Below are 21,154 nucleotides of genomic sequence, written 5' to 3' on the forward strand. Positions count from 1 at the left end.
GGCATCCCATGAGCGAAGAACTCCACGACCACGACAGAGGTCTCTGCTTCGACCTCCCCACGCTCGGCCGCCGCGGGATGATCCGCATGCTGGCGGGCGCGAGCCTGGTCCCGCTGGTGGGCTGCACCAACGACGACTCCGGCGCGTCCGCCGCCACCTCCTCGGCCTCTTCTCCGGCCTCCTCTTCCGCCGCCGTGGGCGCGAGCTGCGAGACGATCCCGACCGAGACGGCGGGCCCCTTCCCCGGCGACGGCTCGAACGGCGTCAACGTCCTCAAGGAGAGCGGCGTGGTGCGCAGCGACATCACTTCGAGCTTCGGAACGGCCTCAGGCAAGGCCGAGGGCATACCGCTGACGATCACCCTCACGGTCGTCGACGCGGCTTCCGGCTGTGGCACCCCCAAGCCCGGCGCGGCCGTCTATCTGTGGCACTGCGACCGGGACGGCAACTACTCCCTCTACTCCGACGGCGTCACCGAGGAGAATTACCTGCGCGGCGTCCAGGAGGCCGACGCCAAGGGGCAGGTGACCTTCAAGTCCATCTTCCCCGCCTGTTATACGGGCCGCTGGCCGCACATCCACTTCGAGGTGTACGGCAGCCTGGACGACGCCACCGCCGCCGAGTCCATCACCACCACCTCGCAGCTCGCCCTGCCGGAGGACGTCTGCGACGCGGCGTACGCGACCGACGGCTACAGCAGCAGCGTGCGGACCCTGGGTGAGGTCTCCCTGGACTCCGACAACATCTTCAGCGACGGCTCGGACCAGCAGATGGCGACGATGACGGGCAGCGTCGATCAGGGTTACACCGCGACCCTCCAAGTGGCGGTCTGACGGGTTCAGGAAGCGGGCAGGAGGGCGGGTTCAGGAGGCGCGGAGGGTGCCGCGGAGGACCGCGACGGCTTGGGCGATGGCCGCCTCGGCGGCGTGCGTGCCGCGAAGGGCGTTGAGCATGACGAAGTCGTGGATGATGCCCTGGTAGCGGACGGCGGTAACGGCGACGCCGGCTTCGCGGAGCTTGTTCGCGTACGCCTCGCCCTCGTCGCGCAGGACATCGGCCTCGGCGGTGATGACCAGGGCCGGGGGCAGCCCGGTGAGCTGTTCCGCAGTGGCGCGCAGCGGGGAGGCGGTGATCTCGGCGCGCTGTTTATCGTCCGTCGTGTACTGGTCCCAGAACCACTGCATGGCGTCGCGGCGCAGGAAGTAGCCGGTGGCGAACTGCTCGTAGGAACCGGTGTCGAAGTTCGCGTCGGTGACCGGGTAGAAGAGGACCTGCCCCGCGAAGGACACGTCGCCGCGCTCCTTGGCCATGAGGGTGAGGGCGGCGGCCATGTTGCCGCCGACGGAGTCTCCGGCGACGGCGAGACGCGTACCGTCCAGGCCCTTGTCCGCGCCCTGGGTGACGACCCACTGGGCGACGGTGTAGCCCTGCTCGATGGCGACGGGGTAGCGGGCCTCCGGCGAGAGGTCGTACTCGGGGAAGACGACGGCCGCGCCCGTGCCGACAGCGAGTTCGCGCACCAGGCGGTCGTGGGTGTGGGCGTTGCCGAAGACCCATCCGGCGCCGTGGAGGTAGAGGACCACGGGAAGGGGCCCGGTGGCGCCGGTGGGTTTGACGATGCGGGCGCGGATCGATCCGGTGGGACCGCCGGGAACGGTGATCCACTCCTCGTCGGCATCGGGCTTGGCCATCTCGCCGGACTGGACCTCGTCGACGGTCCTGCGGCCCTCGGCGGGGCCGAGGTCGAAGAGGTACGGGGGGTTGGCGGTGGCCTCGGCGAAGGCGGCGGCGGCTGGTTCCAGGACGGGCTGGACGGGCTGGACGCGGGCGGCGGTGCTGGCCATGACGTACTCCTTTGGACAGGGCGGCTTGGAGATCAGGGGGCAGGGTCAGACGGCGATGCGGCGTTCGTCGGGCCGGATCGGGAGGTCATTGATGCTGGCGTAGCGCTTGCGCATCAGACCGTTGGCGGCGAACTCCCAGTTCTCGTTGCCGTAGGCGCGGAACCACTGCCCGTCGGCGTCGTGGTACTCGTACTCGAAACGTACGGCGATCCTGTTGCCGTCGCAGGCCCACAGCTCCTTGCGGAGCCGGTAGCCGAGCTCGCGCTCCCACTTGCCGGTGAGGAACTCGACGATCTCCTCACGGCCCTTGAGGAACACGTCCCGATTGCGCCATTCGGAGTCCTTGGTATAGGCGAGGGCGACCTTCTCGGGGTCGCGGGTGTTCCAGGCGTCCTCGGCGAGCTGGACCTTGCGCTGCGCGGTCTCGGTGGTGAACGGCGGGACGGGCGGGCGGGCCTCGGTCATAGGAGTCTCCTCTGCGACGCCGACGAAGAGAACGATCGTTCTCCACGTTGTGCGCTACTGTAGGAGAACGATGGTTCTCGCGCAAGCGCGGTAAGGAAGGACGCCCGGCTGTGGACGCGGCAACGGCGAAGGAACGGGTCCTCGAAGCGGCCGAAGAGCTCTACTACCGCCGCGGCGTGCAGACGGTCGGCATGGACGCGGTCCGCACCGCCTCCGGTGTCTCCCTCAAGCGGCTCTACCAGCTCTATCCGTCCAAGAACGACCTGATCGAGGCGTATCTGCGCCGCCGCGACGCCCGTCTGCTGTGCCGGCTGGCGGAGTACGTCGACGCCGCGCCGGCGGCCGAGCCCGGGGACCGGGTCCTGACGGTCTTCGACTGGCTGCACGAGTGGTTCAGCGAGCCGGACTACCGGGGCTGCGCCTTCATCAACGCCTACGGCGAACTCGGCGCCACCTCACCGGCCGTCGCCGCGGCGGCCCGCGCGCACAAAGAGGCCTTCCAGCGCTATCTGACCGGCCTGGTCGCCGCCGCGGGTCTGCCCGCCGTGCTGGCCGGGCACCTCGCGCTCCTCGTCGAGGGGGCCATCACTACGGCCGCGATCTTCTGCACCCCCGAACCGGCACGCCAGGCAGGGGAAGCCGCCCGCGTGCTGTTGGCCGCCTCCCGCGAGGTCTGACCCTGGTCGGGCGCAAGAAGGCCCTGCGAGAGTGACTCGTATGAACCAGCCGCCTCCGCGCACTGCCCACACCTCCCAGCTCTCCGCTGCCGAACTGGCCGAAGTCCGCGCCCTGCTGGACGACGCCTTCGAGGGCGACTTCGGCGACGAGGACTGGGATCACGCGCTCGGCGGCATCCACGCCCTGGCGCGTGACGAGAAGGGACTCGCCGCGCACGGCAGTGTGATCATGCGGCGGGTGGAGCACCAGGGCCGTTCGTACCGCGTCGGCTATGTCGAGGCGCTGGCGGTGCGCGCCGACCGTCGCAGGCAGGGGCTCGGCGGCCTGGTGATGGCCGAGCTGGAGCGGGTGATCGACCGGGCGTACCACTTCGGTGCGCTCTCCGCGTCCGCTGACGGCGCGGCCCTCTACCGGGCCCGCGGCTGGCTGCTGTGGGCGGGCCGCATCGAGGCGCACGGCCCCCAGGGCGCCGTCCGGCTTCCGGACGAGGAGGACTCCACCTACCTGTGGGCCGGAGCTCGCGGGACGCTGCCCGCGCCGCCCGCCGCGCTGGCCTTCGACTGGCGCGACGGGGACGTGCTGTAGCGGATGTGCTGTAGCGGCAGCCAACCGGAGCTCGGAGCGCCCTGGCGTCGGCCGGAAGCCGAGAAGCCGAGAAGGGGAGAAGGCGAGCGCGCCGATTTGTACGTCGAATCCATGCTCCCGGTGCAGGGCAGCGCCCGCCCCGGAATGGGCGGGGCCAGGAGTGGCTGCCGAAAGCGACCGTTCAGGCCGAGGACGACGGAGCGGTGCTCTCGTTGGTGAGCAGTGGTTTCGGCATGGCGGTGATGCCGCAGCTGTTCCTCACCGGAGCACTCGCCGGAGCACCGCACGCCATCGAGATCACCGATCTCGGACCGGAGCGCCCGACCCGCTCCATCGGCTACGTCACCACCCCTGAGCCGGCCCGCACGGTCGCCGTCCGCGCCCTGATCCGGGAACTCAGAGCCCTCTCCCGGTGATCACCGTCTCAGATAGTAGGAAGTCCGAGTAATGAGGCGACACGGCCACGCACCCTGTCCTAGCTTGGTAGAAGCCGAACGTCTCGCTCGACCCAGCGAATGGCGGTTGTGAGCACGTGCCCCTGCGCAGGCAATCCCTGCGGCACCCGCTCTCCGCCCCTTCCGGCCCCTGAAATCACCGGATCTCAAGGAGTCGATCACCATGCCCGAGACGACCTCACGCTCACGCCGCGTCCGCCACGTCCCCCGTACGAGTACGAGCGAGTCCGACCGCAAGAACGCCGCCGCCGCTCTGCAGCGCGCCCTCGACCGCAGGGACAACGGCGGCTCCACAGGCCACTGACCACTGATTGCTGACCACTGAGGTCAACACCGGCGAGGGACCTTCGTCCAAATATTGGACTGCCATGTCATGTGGTGGGACGCAGAGTTAGGGTGCCGATATGTCTCGCAGCCTGAATCTCGCAGTGATCCCCGGTGACGGCATCGGCCAGGAGGTCGTGGCCCAGGCTCTCAAGGTCCTCACGGCCGTCCTCCCGCAGGACGTGAAGCTGGAGACCAAGGAGTACGACCTCGGCGCCCAGCGCTGGCACCGCACCGGAGAGACCCTCCCCGACGCGGAGCTCGAAGCCCTCAAGCACCACGACGCGATCCTGCTCGGCGCCATCGGCGACCCCTCCGTGCCGTCCGGCGTACTGGAGCGCGGGCTGCTGCTGAAGCTGCGCTTCGTCTTCGACCACTACGTCAACCTGCGTCCGTCGAAGCTGTTCCCCAACACGGCCACCCCGCTGGCGGGCCGCCCCGACATCGACTTCGTGGTCGTCCGCGAGGGCACCGAGGGCCCGTACACCGGCAACGGCGGCTCCCTGCGCACCGGCACCCCAGCCGAGGTCGCCACCGAGGTCAGCGTCAACACGGCGTACGGCGTCGAGCGCGTCGTCCGTGACGCGTACGAGCGGGCCAACGCCCGCCCCCGCAAGAAGCTGACGCTGGTCCACAAGACCAACGTCCTCGTCTACGCGGGCCACCTCTGGAAGAACATCTTCGACCGGGTCGGCCAGGAGTACCCCGAGGTCACCACGGACTATCTGCACGTCGACGCCGCGACGATCTTCTTCGTCACCCAGCCCGAGCGCTTCGACGTCATCGTCACCGACAACCTCTTCGGTGACATCCTCACCGACCTCGCCGCTGCCGTGACCGGCGGCATCGGCCTGGCCGCGTCCGGCAACATCAACCCGACGGGGACCTTCCCGTCGATGTTCGAGCCCGTCCACGGCTCCGCGCCCGACATCGCGGGCACGGGCAAGGCCGACCCGACGGCGGCGATCCTCTCCGTCGCCCTCCTGCTGCGCCACCTCGGCTTCGAGGCCGAGGCCGTGCGCGTCGAGAAGGCCGTCTCCGCCGACCTCGCGGAGCGCGACGGCGCCACCCCTCGTACGACCGACGAGATCGGCGACGTGCTCGCGGTACGAGTAGCGAACTGACCCTGCCGCTTTCATACAGCCGCCGGGTCGCACAAGCGCCCGGCGGCTGCGGCTTTTCCTGTGCGGTCTCCGGGTGTCACCATCAATCCTGGACCGCACTCACCCCGTCTTCTGCCCGTTTCTTCCGCAGCGCCCGCGAGCGATAATACGAACGCGGGCCGCGGCAAGCGGGAAAGCTCGGACGTCCTAGCACTTACAGCAGCGGCGTGAGCGCGGTCCGTCACTATCAACCGGTGAAGGACAAGCATTCATGACGACGCCCACGATCGAGCTCAAGCCCTCCGCGCATCCGTTGTCCGACGCCGAGCGCTCGGCGATCCTGGCCAACCCCGGATTCGGCCGCCACTTCACCGACCACATGGTGACGATCAAGTGGACGGAGGGTCGCGGCTGGCATGACGCCCAGCTCGTTCCGTACGCGCCGCTGGCCATCGACCCGGCCAACATGACCCTGCACTACGCGATCGAGATCTTCGAGGGCCTGAAGGCCTACCGCCGCCCCGACGGCTCGGTCGCCACCTTCCGCCCCGAGGCCAACGCCGCGCGCTTCCAGAAGTCCGCCCGCCGCCTCGCCATGCCGGAGCTGCCGATCGAGACCTTCATCGAAGCCTGTGACGTGCTGGTCCAGCAGGACAAGGCATGGGTCCCCGCCCACGGCGGGGAGGAATCCCTCTACCTGCGCCCCTTCATGATCGCGAACGAGGTCGGTCTCGGTGTGCGGCCCGCCAACGAGTACCTCTTCATCGTCATCGCCTGCCCGGCCGGCGCGTACTTCCCCGGCGGCGTGAAGCCGGTCTCGGTCTGGCTCTCCGAGAACTACGTCCGCGCCGTCCCCGGCGGCATGGGCGACGCCAAGACCGGCGGCAACTACGCGGCCTCCCTTCTTGCCCAGGCCGAGGCGGCCGAGAAGGGCTGCGACCAGGTCGTCTGGCTCGACGCCCTGGAGCACAAGTGGGTCGAGGAAATGGGCGGCATGAACCTGTACTTCGTGTATGGGGACCGGATCGTCACCCCGGAGCTGACGGGTTCGCTGCTCGCGGGGATCACCCGTGACTCGCTTCTCACGCTCGCCAAGGACCTCGGTTACGAGGCCGAGGAGGGCCGCATCTCCACGGACCAGTGGCAGCGCGACACCGAGAACGGCACGCTCACCGAGGTCTTCGCCTGCGGCACGGCCGCCGTCATCACCCCGGTCGGCTCGGTCAAGTCCATGGGCGGGGACTGGACACAGGGCGACGGTCAGCCGGGCGAGGTGACGATGAAGCTGCGCAAGGGGCTGCTCGACATCCAGACCGGCGTCGCCGAGGACCCGCACGGCTGGATGCACCAACTCGGCTGAGTGCGGGGCTGATTGCCGATGCCCACTGGTCGCCCACTGGTCGGGGCCGACGCGCTCCGGCCAGTGGGGATCAGATAGAACATAGGGGTGAACGAGACGCTCCGCGCGGCGGCTGCCGCATGACGCCACCCGCCCCCCGCCGCCGTAACATCGCGCCGCCCCGTGAATCCGTCCTCGCCGCCGCCATGGCCACCATCGCGGGGCACGGCCTGGACGGGCTGACCATGGCCGGGCTCGGCCGCGAGGTCGGAATGAGCAGCGGGCATCTCCTCTACTACTTCCGCACCAAGGACGAACTGCTCCTGCGGACCCTCGAATGGAACGAGGGCCGTCTCGGCGTTGAGCGCGGATCCTTACTTTCCCAGCAGGCGCCCGCCGCCGAGCGGCTCGACTTGTACGTAGCCCTGTACGTCCCCGAGGGGCCCGGCGATCCGCAGTGGGCGCTCTGGCTCGAAGTCGTCAACCGCTCGCAGAGCGCGGACGCCGATGCGCTCGCCCGCCAGGCGGCCATCGAGGACGCCTGGCACCAGGATCTGGTGGCGCTGCTCGCCGACGGGATCTCGCGCGGGGAGTTCCGGCTGGTGGACGCCGACCGGTTCGCGGCGCGGTTGCGGGCGCTGCTGGATGGTTTCAGCGTCCCTGTGGCGGTCGGCCTCCCGGGCACCGGACGTACTCAAGCGATTGCCCACGTAAGGGAGTTCCTGGACGACTCGCTCCTGAACCCGGTCCCGTCGGTGTTGGAGGAGCTGGGGTTCGGGGGCAGCGCCCCCGACAAGGGCCCGCTCGCATCGTGAGACCCCGCTCCCGCGCGCCGGACCCCTGTGGCAGACTGCCGGCGTGCTTACGTTCGCCATGATTATGGGCAGCAAGCGCGCCGGTCCTCAGTGATCGCCTCGTCCCACCAGTGACGACGTGACCACCGTGCCCCAGACCCGCGCGTAAACCTCTCGCACCCGCGAGGGGTTTTTTCGTTTTCCGGCCCCACCCCGGCCGGGCGAACCGCGCGATGATGGGGGCAAGTGGAGCCAGTAATTCCGGAGCCACTCATCCGACAGGAGTCAACACCGCCATGACCACACACGCCACGGACACGGAGACCGACGACGGCTTCCATGTCTTCGACACGACGCTGCGCGACGGCGCGCAGCGCGAGGGCATCAACCTCACCGTCGCGGACAAACTGACCATCGCCCGCCACCTGGACGAATTCGGCGTGGGGTTCATCGAGGGCGGCTGGCCCGGCGCGAACCCGCGGGACACGGAGTTCTTCGCCCGCGCCCAGCAGGAGATCACCTTCCGCAACGCCCAGCTCGTCGCCTTCGGCGCCACCCGCCGCCCGGGCGCCAAGGCCTCCGAGGACCCGCAGGTCAGGGGGCTTCTTGAGTCGGGTGCCCCGGTGATCACCCTGGTCGCGAAATCGCACGACCGGCATGTGGAACTGGCGCTGCGCACCACGCTGGAAGAGAACCTGGAGATGGTCCGCGACACCGTCTCGCACCTGTGCGAGCAGGGCCGCCGGGTGTTCGTGGACTGTGAGCACTTCTTCGACGGTTACCGCGCCAACCCCGAGTACGCCAAGTCCGTCGTCCGTACGGCGGCCGAGGCGGGCGCGGACGTGGTCATCCTCTGTGACACCAACGGCGGCATGCTGCCCGCGCAGATCCAGGCCGTCGTCTCCACCGTCCTCGCGGACACCGGCGCCCGCCTGGGCATCCACGCGCAGGACGACACCGGCTGCGCCGTCGCCAACACCCTGGCCGCCGTGGACGCGGGCGCGACCCATGTGCAGTGCACCGCGAACGGCTACGGCGAGCGGGTCGGCAACGCGAACCTCTTCCCGGTCGTGGCCGCGCTGGAGCTCAAGTACGGCAAGAAGGTCCTCCCTGAGGGCGCGCTCGCCGAGATGACCCGGATCTCGCACGCCATCGCCGAGGTCGTCAACCTCAGCCCCTCCACCCACCAGCCGTACGTCGGCGTCTCGGCGTTCGCCCACAAGGCCGGACTGCACGCCTCCGCGATCAAGGTCGACCCGGATCTGTACCAGCACATCGACCCCGAGCGGGTCGGCAACACCATGCGGATGCTCGTCTCCGACATGGCCGGACGCGCGTCCATCGAGCTCAAGGGCAAGGAGCTCGGCGTTGAGCTCGGAGACGACCGCGAGCTCGTCGGCCGCGTGGTCGAACGGGTCAAGGAACGCGAGCTCCGGGGCTACACGTACGAGGCGGCCGACGCGTCCTTCGAGCTGCTGCTGCGTGAGGAGGTGGAGGGCAGGGCCCGTTCCTACTTCCGTACGGAGTCGTGGCGGGCGATCGTCGAGGACCGGCCGGACGGTACGCACGCGAATGAGGCGACGGTGAAGCTGTGGGCGAAGGGCGAGCGCATCGTCGCGACGGCGGAGGGGAACGGGCCGGTCAACGCGCTGGACCGGGCGCTGCGGGTGGGGTTGGAGAAGATCTATCCGCAGCTCGCGAAGCTGGAGCTGGTGGACTACAAGGTCCGCATCCTGGAGGGTCGTCATGGGACGGAGTCCACGACGCGGGTGCTTGTCACGACGAGCGACGGGGGCGGGGAGTGGGCGACGGTGGGGGTGGCGGAGAACGTGATCGCGGCGTCGTGGCAGGCGCTGGAGGACGCGTATACGTATGGGTTGCTGCGGGCGGGGGTTGAGCCGGCGGAGTAGCTCGCCTGCGGCGGGCCTTAACTGGGGGCTCCGCCCCCAGACCCCCGGTCCTCAATCGCCGGACGGGCTTGAATTGCCGGGCCACCGGCAACCTGAGCCCCGCTGGCGATTGAGGCGCTGGGGGTCCCCCCACGCCCGCCAGGGCGTAGGGGGCGGGGTTCGGGGGCAGGGCCCCCGACAAGGGCCCACGCCGTACCCCGAACGCTGGCCGAAATTCGCTCCCCGAACGTGTCCGAAAATGCCTCATTCGGGTAGCGTCAAAGTATGAAGACCAGGCTGCTCACCGCACTGTCCGGTCTGCTCCTCGCCCTCTCGGCGACCGCCGTCGGCGCGGCCGCACCCACGGCCGGAGCCCCCGCCGCCACCGGACCCGAGACCGTGGCCGAAGCGTTCGAGGACGGCCCGGTCTACGTCGACCCGCGCGCCTCCACGCAGCTCTCGCCGAGCGAGGCGAATGCGCTCGCCGACAAGATCGAGGACGCCGACAAGCCGCTCTTCGTCGCGGTGCTGCCCACCGGCTCCGAGTTCCCCGAAAACACCGTTCTGCAGAACATCCGCGCCCAGACCGGGATTACCGGCCTCTACGCCATCCGCCTCGGCGACGGCTTCAACGCGGGCGCGGACAGCAGCGTCATGAGCGACAACGCGGTCGACAACCTGGTCACGGCGGTCAAGACGCCGGCGGGCGTCGACGCGGCCACCCAGCTCGACAACTTCGTGGACCAGGCACTGCCCCAGATTCGCGGCAGCGCCCCCGCCTCCTGGGACACCGGCGGCCCCGGTCCGGATGCCGACGCCGGCGCCCTGATCACGCTCGGCGCGGTCGCCGCCGCCGGTGGTGTGGGCGTGTACGCCGTCACCCGCCGCAACCGCCGCCAAAAGGCCGAGGCGGAGCGAGCAGCGCTCGATCGGCTGCGGGTGGTTGTGGACGAGGACATCACCGCCTACGGCGAGGAGCTGGACCGGCTCGACTTCCACCCCTCCGAGAAGGGCGCGGACGACGTGATGCGCGCCGATTATGAGCGCGCGCTCGACTCGTACGACAAGGCGAAATCCCTGATGGGGGCCGCCGAACACCCCAGCGACGTACGCGGGGTGACCCAGGCGCTGGAGGACGGCAGGTACTCGCTCGCGGTCCTGGACGCCCGCCGTACGGGCCAACCGGTGCCCGAGCGGCGCTCGCCCTGCTTCTTCGACCCGCGCCACGGACCCTCGGTCACCGACGTCTTGTGGTCTCCGCCCGGTGGAGCCACCCGCGACGTCCCCGTCTGCGCGGCCGACGCGGCGCGCCTGGAGGAGGGCGAGGACCCGATGGCCCGTACGGTCGAGACCGACTACGGCCGCCGCCCGTACTGGGAGGCAGGACCGGTGTACGGCCCCTGGGCGGGCGGCTACTTCGGTGGCGGGATCCTGCCGGGTCTGCTCATGGGCACGATGCTCGGCAGCATGCTCTCCACCCCGGCTTACGGCTCCGAGTACGGCGGCGGGGAGTTCACCGGCGGCGAGTACTCGGGCGCCGACTTCAACTCCTCCGACTTCGGAAGCGGTGGCGACTGGGGCGGCGGCGGGGACTTCGGCGGCGGCTTCTAGCGCTGTGCGCGGTCCACAGGGGCGGATATCGAATCTCTCACCGAAAGTGGCAAATCGCTACGGTTGGTAATTGATCGCGATTGTCCGTTTTGCTTATCTCTGCTTCATGTCAAAAAGAACGAGGCTCAGAGCCTTCGCCGCTGCCGCGCTCACCGCCGTCGTGGTGACCGCGGGCCCCCTGTCCGCTTCCGCCGACGGCGGTCCCGGCTCCGCCGAGACCGCCGAGACCCGTACTCCCGCACCCCTCTACAAGTCCGCGAAGGCCCTGTCCGGTCGCTACATCGTGACGCTCGAAACGAGCGCCAACGCGGAAGAGATGACGACCGGGCTCGGCGTGAAGCCGCTGTACTCGTACAAGTCGGCGCTGCGCGGCTTCGCCGCCGCGCTCAGCCCGGCCAAGCTCAAGGCCGTACGGGCCCTCCCGGGAGTCGCCTCCGTCGAGGAGGACGCCCAGGTCTCCGCCGTGAAGCCCACGCCCGCCGCCAGCGGCAAGCACGTACCGTCCGCCTCCTGGGGTCTTGACCGGATCGATCAGCGCGGTCTGCCGCTCGACGCCGAGTTCACGGTGAACGGGACCGGGCGGGGAGCCACCGCGTACATCCTCGATACCGGCATCGAGTACTCCCACAGCGAGTTCGAGGGGCGGGCCACGTACGGCTTCGACGCCATCGGCGACGGGCAGCGCGGCCAGGACTGCCACGGGCACGGCACACATGTCGCGGGCACGGTCGGCGGCAAGACGTACGGCGTGGCGCGCGAGGCCAATCTGGTGAGCGTGCGGGTCCTCGACTGTGAGGGCACGGGGACCTGGTCGAGCATCCTCGCCGGACTCGACTGGGTGTCCGCCCACGCCAGGCAGCCCGCCGTACTCAACGGCTCGCTCGGCGGCCCCAAGTCCACCGCCGTGAACGACGCCGCCAACGCGGTCGCGGCTGCCGGCGTCCTGCCGGTCGTCGCCGCAGGCAACGAGTCGTCGGACGCGTGCTCGGTCTCCCCGGCGTCGGCGGACCGCGCGGTCACCGTCGGCGCGTCCACCCGATCCGACCAGGAGAGCGACTTCTCCAACTTCGGGCCCTGCCTGTCGCTGTACGCGCCGGGCGCCTCCATCGTCTCCGCCAAGATGGGCGGCGGCAGCGTGGCCCTGAACGGCACCTCCATGGCCACTCCGCACGTCACGGGAATTGCTCTGCTCCGCCGGGCGAGCATGGCGACCGCGACACCGGCCGAGGTCGCCACCTGGCTCGGCGAGTCGTCGACCAAGAAGGCGCTGTCCGGCCTGGGTGAGGGGTCGCCCGACCAGCTCCTCTACACGGGCGGAAGCTGAGCCGACGAGCGCCCGCCCATGCCGTGGGGACGGCAGGGCGGGCACGCTCGTGAGCACGCTCGTGAGTGCGGGATGGTCAGGCTGCCGAGGCTGCGGCCCTGATCGCGGAGATGTCGAAGATCAGCTTGACCTTGTCGCTGAGCATCACGCCACCGGTCTCCAGCGCCGCGTTCCAGGTCAGGCCCCAGTCGGAGCGCAGGATCTGGGCGCTGCCCTCGAAGCCGACGCGCTCGTTCCCGTACACGTCCGTCGCGGAGCCGTTGAACTCCAGGTCGATGGTGACCGGGCGCGTGACGTCCTTGATGGTGAGGTCGCCGGTGATGCGGTAGTCCTCGCCACCGAGCTGCTCCGCCCGCGTCGAGCGGAACGTCATCTTCGGGAACTTCTCGGCGTCGAAGAAGTCGGCGCTGCGCAGGTGGCCGTCGCGGTCGGCCATACCGGTGTCGACGCTCGCGATCTGGATGTCGAGCTCGGCCGTGGACTGGGCGGGGTCGGAGCCGTCCAGGTGCAGGGTGCCCTGGAAGTCGGTGAAGGAGCCACGGACGTTGGTGACCATGGCGTGGCGGACTGTGAAGCCGATGCTGGTGTGGGCCGGGTCAAGGGTGTAGTCGCCGGTCAGTGCGGCCAGCGCCGGGTCCACGGGCGCCGACCGGGAGATCGAGGTGACGGTGGCGGCGGGGGTCGTGGCGGCCGAGTCGTTGGTGGGCCTGCGGTTGAAAAGAGCCATGGCTGGGTCCTCGGGGTCGGAGCGGGCTGAAAAGGATCGGTGGTTCTTTAAACCTCAACAACATTGACCGTAGCTCTATCTATTTCGACCTTCAACAAATACTTCAGATGTTTCCAGGGATTGCCCACGACGTCCCCGAGGCCCTCTGGCGGACGCGCGTAGATCTCGGGCACCATCTCCTTGCCCCACCTGAGCCCACGTACGGGTGCCCGGCCGTTCCCCCATGCCGGCTGGGCACCCGTACGTGCCATTGAAGGCAGGAGCGTTGATGGCAGGGACGGCGCGTGCTAGACCAACGGGCAACCGGTCTACACCACTTCCGTTTCCGGAGGCTCCCGTGCAGCTGCCGTCCGCGTGGTCCCGCCGTACGTTCCTCGCCTCGGCGACGGGGGCCGGTGCGCTCGTACTCGCCGCCGCCTCCCACGCTCCCTCGGCGGCGGCGGCGGTGGTGGTGGCGGACGAGTTCGAGGCGCTGCGGCTCCGCTGGGTCGAGATCAGCCTCGGCACCGGCTACGACCCGGCCGCCGAGCCGTACGCCTCCAGCCTCGCCGAGACCGGAACCCTGGCCGCCGTATTCCGCGGGTCCATGGCCCCCGCCGATACGTCCCTGTGGCCCAACTACCCCTTTGATCCGCCCTCCGGCATCACCCAGAGCTACTACCGCCTGTGGACCATGACCCAGGCGTACGCCCAGCAGGGCACCGGCCTCACCGGCGACGCGGGGCTGCTGGCCGACATCCTCCTGGGCCTCGACCACGTCGCCGCGAGGATCTACAACCCCTCGACCACCCGCTACGGCAACTGGTGGGACTGGCAGATCGGCAGTCCGCGCCTGCTCATGGACATCGTCGCCGTCCTGTACGACCGGCTCAGCGAGACGCAGCGCGCCCAGGCCTTCGCCGCCGTCGACCACTTCATCCCCGACACGATGCTCGGCGACTACACCGGCACTTCCACTGGCGCCAACCGCGTCGACCTCTGCCGCTCCGTCGTCCTGCGCGGCCTGCTGGGCCGGGCCCCCGCCAAGCTCGCGCTGGCGCGCGACGCGCTCTCGCCCGTCTTCCCGTACGTCACCAGGGGCGACGGCCTCTACGCCGACGGCTCGTTCGTCCAGCACACCTGGGTCGCCTACTCCGGGACGTACGGACAGGTCATGCTCGACGGCCTCGGCCGTCTCTTCGCGCTCCTCGCGGGCTCGGCCTGGGCCGTCACCGACCCGAACCGGCAGATCATCCTGGACAGCGTCGAGCACGCGTACGCGCCCCTGATCTACGACGGGCTGATGATGGACAGCGTCAACGGCCGCGCCGTCAGCCGGGGCTTCCTCAGACACGACGAGCGCAGAGTCATGCGCAGCGACCACTTCCACGGGCAGGCGCTGATCGCGGCGATCGCGCTGCTCGCGGGCGGGGCGTCCGCCGCGGAGCGGGAGCGGTGGCATGCACGGATCAAGGGCTGGATCGAGCGGGACACGGTCACCCCGATCCTCACCAGCCGTCAGTTCGGGGTCGCTGACCTGTCCCGGCTGCACGCGGTCGCCGCCATGCCCGTGGCCGCCGCGCCCGAGCCGGTCGGGCATCAGCTCTTCGCCTCGATGGACCGGGCCGTGCACCGGGGGCCGGGGTGGGCCGCGAACATCTCGATGGCGTCGGAGCGGATCGCGTATTACGAATGCGGCAACGGCGAGAATCCGCGCGGCTGGCACACGGGTGCCGGAATGCTCTATTGGTGGGCGGGACGGCGCTCGGATCAGTACACAGACTGGTTCTGGCCGACCGTCGACCTCTACCGGCTGCCCGGGACCACTGTGTCCACGAAGCGACTGCCCGAACGGGCGGGCGGCGAATGGGGCGAGCCCAAGCCGGCCGCGCAGTGGGTGGGCGGCGCGAGCGACGGAGAGTACGCGGCGGTCGGCCAGCATCTGCTGGGCCTCGGCTCCACGCTCCAGGCGCGTAAGTCCTGGTTCTGCGTCGCGGACACGGTCATCTGCCTCGGCGCGGGCATTTCGGCGAGCGACGGCGTCCCCGTCGAGACCATTGTCGACAACCGCAGTCTCGGCGCGGACGGGACGAACGCTTTCACCGTCGAGAACCGGCCCCGGCCGCGCTGGGCCCATCTGGAGGGCCACGGCGGCTGGATCTTCCCCGGCGGCGGTACGCGCGCGCTCCGCACCCTGCGCGAGGACCGTACCGGCGCGTGGAACGACATCAACACCTCCGGCACCACCGATCGGGCCACCCGCCGCTACCAGACCCTCTGGCTCGACCACGGCACCGACCCGGCGGACGCCTCGTACGCGTATCTGCTGCTGCCGGGCGCGGGCCGCCGCGCCGTGACCGCCCGCGCCATGGACGAGCACTGGCTGCGGATCCTCGCCAATACCGGGGCGTGCCAGGCGGTGGCCGTCCGCTCGCTGGGACTGACCGCGGCGAACTTCTGGCAGGCCGGTACGGTGGGGCCGCTCACTGCAACGGCCCCGGCCAGTGCCCTCGTACAGAGCAATTGGCGCACCGCCTCGCTGCATATCAGCGAGCCGCCGCGTACCGGGGTGCCGCTGGAGATCACCTGGCACCACCCCGTGCGCCGGGTGACCAGCAAGGACGCGTCGGTCGAGGTGCTTGCCACGGGGCGTTCGCTGCGGCTGCGGATCGCAGGCGGGACCGCTGGGGCCACGCACCGGTGTGAGGTGGCTCTCAGCTGAATGGCTTGTTGACTCTCTACAAAGCTTTGGTGCTGTGAGCTGGTACTAAGGCTGCGACGCGGGAGGGTTCTGTGTGAGGCCGACAGGAGATCGACCCGGAGACTGTGAGGAGTTGACGGCAGGGTTTTCGCGCTCCGGTCCGTAGGGTTCAATGCATGACCGTTTTGGACGAGACCACCGGCGAGCCGAACGACGCGCGCGGGCGCGTCGCCGAGCTGCATGCCCTGCGCGAGGAGGCCCTGCGCGGGCCCAGCGACCGTGCGACCCAGGCGCAGCACGCGAAGGGCAAGCTGACCGCACGCGAGCGCATTGAGCTGCTGGTGGACGAGGGGTCCTTCCGCGAGGTCGAGCAGTTGCGGCGGCACCGGGCGACCGGGTTCGGCCTTGAGGCCAAGAAGCCGTACACGGATGGCGTGATCACTGGCTGGGGGACCGTCGAGGGCCGGACGGTCTTCGTCTACGCGCACGACTTCCGGATCTTCGGCGGCGCGCTGGGCGAGGCGCATGCCACGAAGATCCACAAGATCATGGATATGGCGATCTCGGCGGGCGCGCCGCTGGTGTCGCTGAACGACGGCGCCGGTGCGCGTATCCAGGAGGGCGTCAGCGCGCTTGCCGGGTATGGCGGGATCTTCCAGCGCAATACGCGAGCCTCTGGGGTGATCCCGCAGATCAGTGTGATGCTCGGCCCGTGTGCCGGTGGGGCCGCTTACTCGCCGGCGCTGACGGACTTCGTCTTCATGGTCCGCGAGACCTCGCAGATGTTCATCACCGGGCCCGATGTCGTCAAGGCCGTGACGGGTGAGGAAATCAGCCAGAACGGGCTCGGCGGCGCGGATGTGCACGCGGAGACCTCGGGCGTCGCGCACTTCGCGTACGACGACGAGGAGACCTGCATCGCGGAGGTCCGCTACCTGCTGGCGATGCTCCCCTCCAACAACCGCGAGAACCCGCCCACCGTCCACGCCGAGGACCCGGCCGACCGCCGCTCCGACATGCTGCTCGACCTGGTGCCGGCGGACGGGAACCGCCCGTACGACATGCACAAGGTCATCGAGGAGCTCGTCGACGAAGGCGACTACCTGGAGATCCACGAGCGCTGGGCCCGCAACATCATCTGCGCCCTGGCGCGGCTGGACGGACAGGTGGTGGGCATCGTCGCCAACCAGCCGCAGTCCCTGGCCGGTGTCCTGGACATCGAGGCGAGCGAAAAAGCCGCGCGTTTTGTGCAGATGTGCGACGCTTTTAATATTCCGATCATCACTCTTCTGGATGTGCCCGGGTTCCTGCCCGGTGTCGACCAGGAGCACGGTGGGATCATCCGGCACGGCGCGAAGCTGCTGTACGCGTACTGCAACGCCACCGTGCCGAGGATCTCGCTGATCCTGCGCAAGGCGTACGGAGGTGCGTACATCGTCATGGACTCGCAGTCCATCGGTGCGGACCTCACCTATGCCTGGCCCACCAACGAGATCGCGGTGATGGGCGCCGAAGGTGCCGCCAACGTCATCTTCCGCAGGCAGATCGCGGAGGCCGAGGACCCCGAGGCGATGCGTGTCCGCATGGTCAAGGAGTACAAGGCCGAGCTGATGCACCCGTACTACGCGGCGGAGCGCGGCCTGGTCGACGATGTGATCGACCCGGCGGAGACGCGCGGGGTGCTGATCGCATCGCTCGCGATGCTCCGCAACAAGCACGCGGATCTGCCCTCCCGCAAGCACGGAAACCCCCCGCAGTAACGCTGCGGAGAAACCGGAGACACGACAACGATGAGCACTTCTTCTCCTGCCGAGCACTCCTCCCCTTCTTCGGTGAATCCTTCGGTGAACTCTGTGACCTCGCTGTCCTCGCTGCTGCGCGTCGAAAAGGGCGACGCGGACGCGGAGGAGCTGGCCGCGATTACGGCGGTGCTGATGGTGCGCGCGTCGGCGCAGCCGGATGCGGCGCCGACGCGGAGGGGGCGCTCCACGGCGGGCTGGCGCCGGCTGGAGCGGCAGTCGGGCTTTCGGACGGCGCACAGCTGGCAGGGCTGAGGCGGGGGTGTGTTGCGGGGTGCGGGATGCGCCTGCGGCGGGCCTGTTCCCCACCCCGCCCTCCCCCTACTCCCCCTACGCCCTGAGGGCGTGGGGGGACCCCCAGCGCGGCGTGGGTGGGGGCACCTCCCACGCCGCGCTGGCGTAGGGGGAGTACCCCCATCCCGTAACTGGGGGCGCTGCCCCCAGACCCGCCCCCTACGCCCTGGCGGGCATGGGGGGACCCCCAGCTCCTCAATCGCCGGCCGGGCTGGATTTTCCAGCCTCGCCGGCATTTGAGGCGCGGGGTTCGGGGCGGAGCCCCGACAAGGGCCCGGGGGCAAATCAAGCCCCGCCGGCGATTGAGGCGTAGGGGGAGGGTTCGGGGGCAGCGCCCCCGACACGGGCCCGAGCGCCGGCAGGGTGAGGTCGAAGATCAGGGTGCGGCTCAGCACGCGTCCCGGGTTGCGCAGGAACAGTTCCAGCAGGGCGTACTCGGTCCGGGTCAGATCCAGCGGACGCCCGCCGCGCCGCGCCCGGCAGGCGGCGGTGTCCAGCTCCAGACCCGCGAAGCCCAGCACCTCCTGGTCGGCTCCGCTGCGGCGCAGCAGGGCGCGCAGGCGGGCCCGCAGCTCGTCCAGCGCGAACGGCTTGACCAGATAGTCGTCGGCCCCCGCGTCCAGGCCCGCGACCCGGTCGTCGACCAGGTCGCGGGCGGTGAGCATGAGGATCGGCGTACGGTCGCCGCGGGCCCGCAGCCGGCGGCACTTTCAGGCCGTTGGGCGCGGGCATGAGGATGTCCAGGATCACCACATCCTGGCGGGTCAGCGCCAGCTGCCCCAGGGCTTCGGCGCCGTCGGCCGCCTTCGCCACCTCGTAGCCGTCCCGGCCCAGGGCTCGTGCCAGTGAGCTCCTCACCGCCTCGTCGTCATCGACCACCAGCACACGCAGTGACATGTCCGCAGACTATGTGCGGGTCGTGAGAGTCCGATGAGAGCGAGGAACCTCTTGCTCAGCCGGACTTCTGCTGGAGGCCCGGACGGCCCGAATCTCCGTCGATCACGCAACTGACGCCCTTGGAGGGCTGCTTGGTGTGATTCTTTTCGGCCTTCGGCAGCGGCGGCGGGACCTCGCCTTTGGAACCCGTGAAGGTGGTGATCTTCTTACCCTCGACCTTGGTGGTGGTCTCCAGTTCGCCCGCCTGGGCACCCGTGGTGTGGGTGGTGATCTTGTCGCCGTCGACCTTGGTGGTCGTGACGGTCGCCCCGTCGCCCGGCTTCGGGCACTTGTCGCCGGACGCGCTCGACGCCGTACTCAACGCCGTACTGGAGGCCGTACTGGAGGCCGAGTCCGACGTCGCGGACGCGGATGCCGATCCGGCCAACGCGCCGACGGCGGCGAGGACCGCCACCACTGCCGCTGTGCGCTTCGTGTACTTCATCCCGTGTTCCTTTCGCTGTGCTGCAAGGACGAAGGACACGTTCCAGTGCGGACCTTCAGATCAACTCCTCAAGGACCTTGGAAAAACCTCAGAAGCCCCCGCGCTCCGTCAGGAGTGCGAGGGCTTCCGGGGGGCCGCGTGAGGGTGGGGCGGGTGCTACCGCAGGCGGGCCATCAGGGCGTGTTCGACGAGCGTGATCAGCGCGCTCTTGGCGTCCGCGCGGTGGCGGGCGTCGGTGGTGATGATCGGGGTGTCGGGGCCGATCTGGAGCGCCTCGCGTACCTCTTCGGGGTTGTACGGCTGGTGCCCGTCGAAGCCGTTGAGGGCGATGACGAAGGGCAGCCCGCTGTTCTCGAAGTAGTCGACCGCGGGGAAACAGTCGGCCAGCCTGCGGGTGTCGACCAGGACGACGGCGCCGATGGCGCCGCGGACCAGGTCGTCCCACATGAACCAGAAGCGGTCCTGTCCGGGGGTGCCGAACAGGTACAGGATCAGGTCCTGGTCCAGGGTGATACGGCCGAAGTCCATGGCCACTGTGGTGGTGGTCTTGTCTCCGGTGTGGGTGAGGTCGTCGATGCCCGCGGATGCGGACGTCATCACGGCCTCGGTACGCAGCGGGTTGATCTCCGAGACGGCGCCGACGAACGTGGTCTTGCCCACGCCGAAGCCGCCCGCCACCACGATCTTTGCGCTGGTGGTTGAGCGGGCCGCACCGCCACTAGAGCTTGCGAAGTCCACTGAGCACCCTTTCGAGCAGTGTCACGTCTGGCGTGCCGCCGGCCTCGTCGCCGGCGGGTTGGTGGATGGCGACAAGTCCCGCCTCCGCCAAGTCGGCTACGAGGATCCGGGCAACGCCGAGAGGAATGGAGAGCAGTGCCGAGATCTCGGCGACCGACTTGATCTCGAAGCAGAGCCGGCAGATCCGCTGGTGCTCGGGCAACTGCCCTTGCAGCCGTGAAGGATCGGCCGTGGTACTGACCAGCGCCTCGATGGCGAGCTGGTAGCGCGGCCGGGTCCGGCCGCCGGTCATGGCGTACGGGCGCACCAGCGGGTTGTGCGCCGCGGGAGCGGCCTGCTGCCGCGCCCGCCGCGCTGCCGCCGGCTGGATGCGCGGCTGCTGCGGCTGGCCATACCCGCCGTACTGGTTGTTCTGGCTGTTCGGGTTGTACGGCGCGTTCGGGTTGTACGGCGACTGAGCCGTCTGCGGCTGCTGGTAGGGCTGCTGTCCGCCCTGTCCGGTCGGCGTAGAAGGAAAGTTGAAACGGTTCTGAGAGTGCTCACCCGGCGTCTGGTGGGCACTGTCATAACCGTCATACGGGCGTCCGCCCGGGGGTGTTGCCACTTTTCCTCCTCCGCCTGCCGGTCGCCGTCGCCGGTTCCTGTCCCTGTAGAGCCGCGCCACCGCACCCTATGATGCGGTGGCGTGAAACGCACTGTCAGCCTGTCAGTTGAGAAGACTGCCTTGCAGCTCCGCTCGCAGATCCGGCGTGAGCACACTGCCCGCGCGGTCGACGAGCAGTGCCATCTCGTAGCCCACGAGGCCGATATCGGCATCGGGGTGGGCGAGCACGGCCAGTGAGGACCCGTCGGAGACAGACATGATGAAGAGGAAGCCGCGCTCCATCTCCACCACTGTCTGGTTGACCGCGCCGCCTTCGAAGATCCGGGATGCCCCGGCGGTCAGCGAGGTCAGTCCGGATGCCACGGCCGCCAGCTGATCGGCGCGGTCGCGGGGAAATCCTTCGGACATCGCCAGCAAGAGTCCGTCTGCGGAGACCACCACTGTGTGGGACACCCCTGGGGTGTTGTCCACGAAATTGGTGATCAACCAGTTCAGATTCTGCGCCGCCTGGCTCATCGGG

General features: G+C 69.5%; 20 protein-coding genes and 2 pseudogenes. 14 read left to right on the top strand and 8 right to left on the bottom strand.

The genetic code is table 11. The annotated features are described in order from the left end of the window. Window positions 1-8: 8 nt before the first annotated feature. Window positions 9-833 (top strand): intradiol ring-cleavage dioxygenase, encoded by an 825-nt coding sequence (locus ACIHCQ_RS11525; RefSeq protein WP_399660582.1) that lies wholly within the window; start codon window positions 9-11, stop codon window positions 831-833. A gap of 30 nt (window positions 834-863) precedes the next feature. Here the strand turns inward: ACIHCQ_RS11525 and ACIHCQ_RS11530 are convergent, their stop codons facing one another. Then, window positions 864-1,844, bottom strand: coding sequence for an alpha/beta hydrolase (locus ACIHCQ_RS11530; RefSeq protein ID WP_399660585.1), 981 nt, complete (start codon window positions 1,842-1,844; stop codon window positions 864-866). A gap of 45 nt (window positions 1,845-1,889) precedes the next feature. Beyond that, a complete protein-coding gene (locus ACIHCQ_RS11535; RefSeq protein ID WP_399660588.1) occupies window positions 1,890-2,309 on the bottom strand; it encodes a nuclear transport factor 2 family protein in 420 nt (139 codons plus the stop codon). 110 nt (window positions 2,310-2,419) lie between these two features. On the opposite strand from ACIHCQ_RS11535, the gene ACIHCQ_RS11540 reads away from it, so the two are divergent. The 10 genes and pseudogenes from ACIHCQ_RS11540 to ACIHCQ_RS11585 all read left to right on the top strand — a co-directional run bounded on the left by ACIHCQ_RS11540 (window position 2,420) and on the right by ACIHCQ_RS11585 (window position 12,411). Beyond that, on the top strand, window positions 2,420-2,986 hold the full coding sequence (locus ACIHCQ_RS11540; protein ID WP_399660591.1) for a TetR/AcrR family transcriptional regulator: 567 nt from the start codon (window positions 2,420-2,422) through the stop codon (window positions 2,984-2,986). 40 nt (window positions 2,987-3,026) lie between these two features. Then, a complete protein-coding gene (locus tag ACIHCQ_RS11545) occupies window positions 3,027-3,572 on the top strand; it encodes a GNAT family N-acetyltransferase (protein WP_399660594.1) in 546 nt (181 codons plus the stop codon). Between the two features lie 155 nt (window positions 3,573-3,727). Next, window positions 3,728-3,988, top strand: a pseudogene (locus ACIHCQ_RS11550) (LysR substrate-binding domain-containing protein); the annotation flags it as partial. 202 nt (window positions 3,989-4,190) lie between these two features. Continuing rightward, window positions 4,191-4,331 (top strand): hypothetical protein, encoded by a 141-nt coding sequence (locus ACIHCQ_RS11555; protein ID WP_399660596.1) that lies wholly within the window; start codon window positions 4,191-4,193, stop codon window positions 4,329-4,331. A gap of 100 nt (window positions 4,332-4,431) precedes the next feature. Then, window positions 4,432-5,475, top strand: a complete 1,044-nt coding sequence (locus ACIHCQ_RS11560; RefSeq protein ID WP_399660598.1) for a 3-isopropylmalate dehydrogenase — start codon at window positions 4,432-4,434, stop codon at window positions 5,473-5,475. A gap of 250 nt (window positions 5,476-5,725) precedes the next feature. Further along, window positions 5,726-6,814: a branched-chain amino acid aminotransferase gene (locus tag ACIHCQ_RS11565; RefSeq protein WP_399660601.1), complete on the top strand. Its 1,089-nt coding sequence runs from the start codon at window positions 5,726-5,728 to the stop codon at window positions 6,812-6,814. Between the two features lie 119 nt (window positions 6,815-6,933). Next, window positions 6,934-7,608, top strand: a complete 675-nt coding sequence (locus tag ACIHCQ_RS11570) for a TetR/AcrR family transcriptional regulator (protein ID WP_399660604.1) — start codon at window positions 6,934-6,936, stop codon at window positions 7,606-7,608. 275 nt (window positions 7,609-7,883) lie between these two features. After that, window positions 7,884-9,497, top strand: a complete 1,614-nt coding sequence (gene cimA / locus ACIHCQ_RS11575; RefSeq protein WP_399660606.1) for a citramalate synthase — start codon at window positions 7,884-7,886, stop codon at window positions 9,495-9,497. Between the two features lie 264 nt (window positions 9,498-9,761). Further along, window positions 9,762-11,087, top strand: coding sequence for a hypothetical protein (locus tag ACIHCQ_RS11580; protein ID WP_399660608.1), 1,326 nt, complete (start codon window positions 9,762-9,764; stop codon window positions 11,085-11,087). A 106-nt stretch (window positions 11,088-11,193) separates the two neighbouring features. Further along, window positions 11,194-12,411, top strand: coding sequence for a S8 family peptidase (locus tag ACIHCQ_RS11585; RefSeq protein WP_399660611.1), 1,218 nt, complete (start codon window positions 11,194-11,196; stop codon window positions 12,409-12,411). A 76-nt stretch (window positions 12,412-12,487) separates the two neighbouring features. On the opposite strand, the gene ACIHCQ_RS11590 is transcribed toward ACIHCQ_RS11585, so the two are convergent. Further along, the gene (locus tag ACIHCQ_RS11590; RefSeq protein ID WP_399660614.1) at window positions 12,488-13,138 is read right to left on the bottom strand and encodes a YceI family protein; all 651 of its coding nucleotides are present in this window, start codon (window positions 13,136-13,138) and stop codon (window positions 12,488-12,490) included. A gap of 337 nt (window positions 13,139-13,475) precedes the next feature. Here ACIHCQ_RS11590 and ACIHCQ_RS11595 point away from each other — a divergent pair, with 337 nt between their 5' ends. From ACIHCQ_RS11595 to ACIHCQ_RS11605, 3 genes are all read left to right on the top strand, one after another. After that, window positions 13,476-15,839 (top strand): polysaccharide lyase 8 family protein, encoded by a 2,364-nt coding sequence (locus ACIHCQ_RS11595; RefSeq protein ID WP_399660617.1) that lies wholly within the window; start codon window positions 13,476-13,478, stop codon window positions 15,837-15,839. Between the two features lie 155 nt (window positions 15,840-15,994). After that, complete coding sequence (locus ACIHCQ_RS11600) at window positions 15,995-17,578, top strand: acyl-CoA carboxylase subunit beta (protein ID WP_399660620.1); 1,584 nt, start codon at window positions 15,995-15,997, stop codon at window positions 17,576-17,578. Between the two features lie 84 nt (window positions 17,579-17,662). Next, window positions 17,663-17,872: an acyl-CoA carboxylase subunit epsilon gene (locus ACIHCQ_RS11605; RefSeq protein ID WP_399660623.1), complete on the top strand. Its 210-nt coding sequence runs from the start codon at window positions 17,663-17,665 to the stop codon at window positions 17,870-17,872. Between the two features lie 452 nt (window positions 17,873-18,324). Here the strand turns inward: ACIHCQ_RS11605 and ACIHCQ_RS11610 are convergent. The 5 genes and pseudogenes from ACIHCQ_RS11610 to ACIHCQ_RS11630 form a co-directional block, all read right to left on the bottom strand. After that, a pseudogene (locus tag ACIHCQ_RS11610) lies at window positions 18,325-18,808 on the bottom strand (response regulator transcription factor); the annotation flags it as partial. A 55-nt stretch (window positions 18,809-18,863) separates the two neighbouring features. After that, window positions 18,864-19,292, bottom strand: coding sequence for a hypothetical protein (locus ACIHCQ_RS11615; RefSeq protein WP_399660626.1), 429 nt, complete (start codon window positions 19,290-19,292; stop codon window positions 18,864-18,866). Window positions 19,293-19,448: 156 nt separating this feature from the next. Then, entirely contained in the window at window positions 19,449-20,030 is a 582-nt protein-coding gene (locus ACIHCQ_RS11620) for an ATP/GTP-binding protein (RefSeq protein ID WP_050791473.1), read from the bottom strand. Beyond that, window positions 20,011-20,634 carry a DUF742 domain-containing protein gene (locus ACIHCQ_RS11625; RefSeq protein ID WP_399660630.1) on the bottom strand — a complete coding sequence of 208 codons (624 nt, stop codon included), beginning with the start codon at window positions 20,632-20,634 and terminating at the stop codon, window positions 20,011-20,013. The genes ACIHCQ_RS11620 and ACIHCQ_RS11625 overlap by 20 nt, the downstream gene beginning before the upstream one ends. A 102-nt stretch (window positions 20,635-20,736) precedes the next feature. After that, window positions 20,737-21,150, bottom strand: coding sequence for a roadblock/LC7 domain-containing protein (locus ACIHCQ_RS11630; RefSeq protein WP_018551717.1), 414 nt, complete (start codon window positions 21,148-21,150; stop codon window positions 20,737-20,739). Between the last annotated feature and the right edge of the window lie 4 nt (window positions 21,151-21,154).

The sequence above is a fragment of the Streptomyces sp. NPDC052236 genome (assembly GCF_044548015.1).
In the GTDB taxonomy this organism is placed as follows: Bacteria; Actinomycetota; Actinomycetes; order Streptomycetales; family Streptomycetaceae; genus Streptomyces.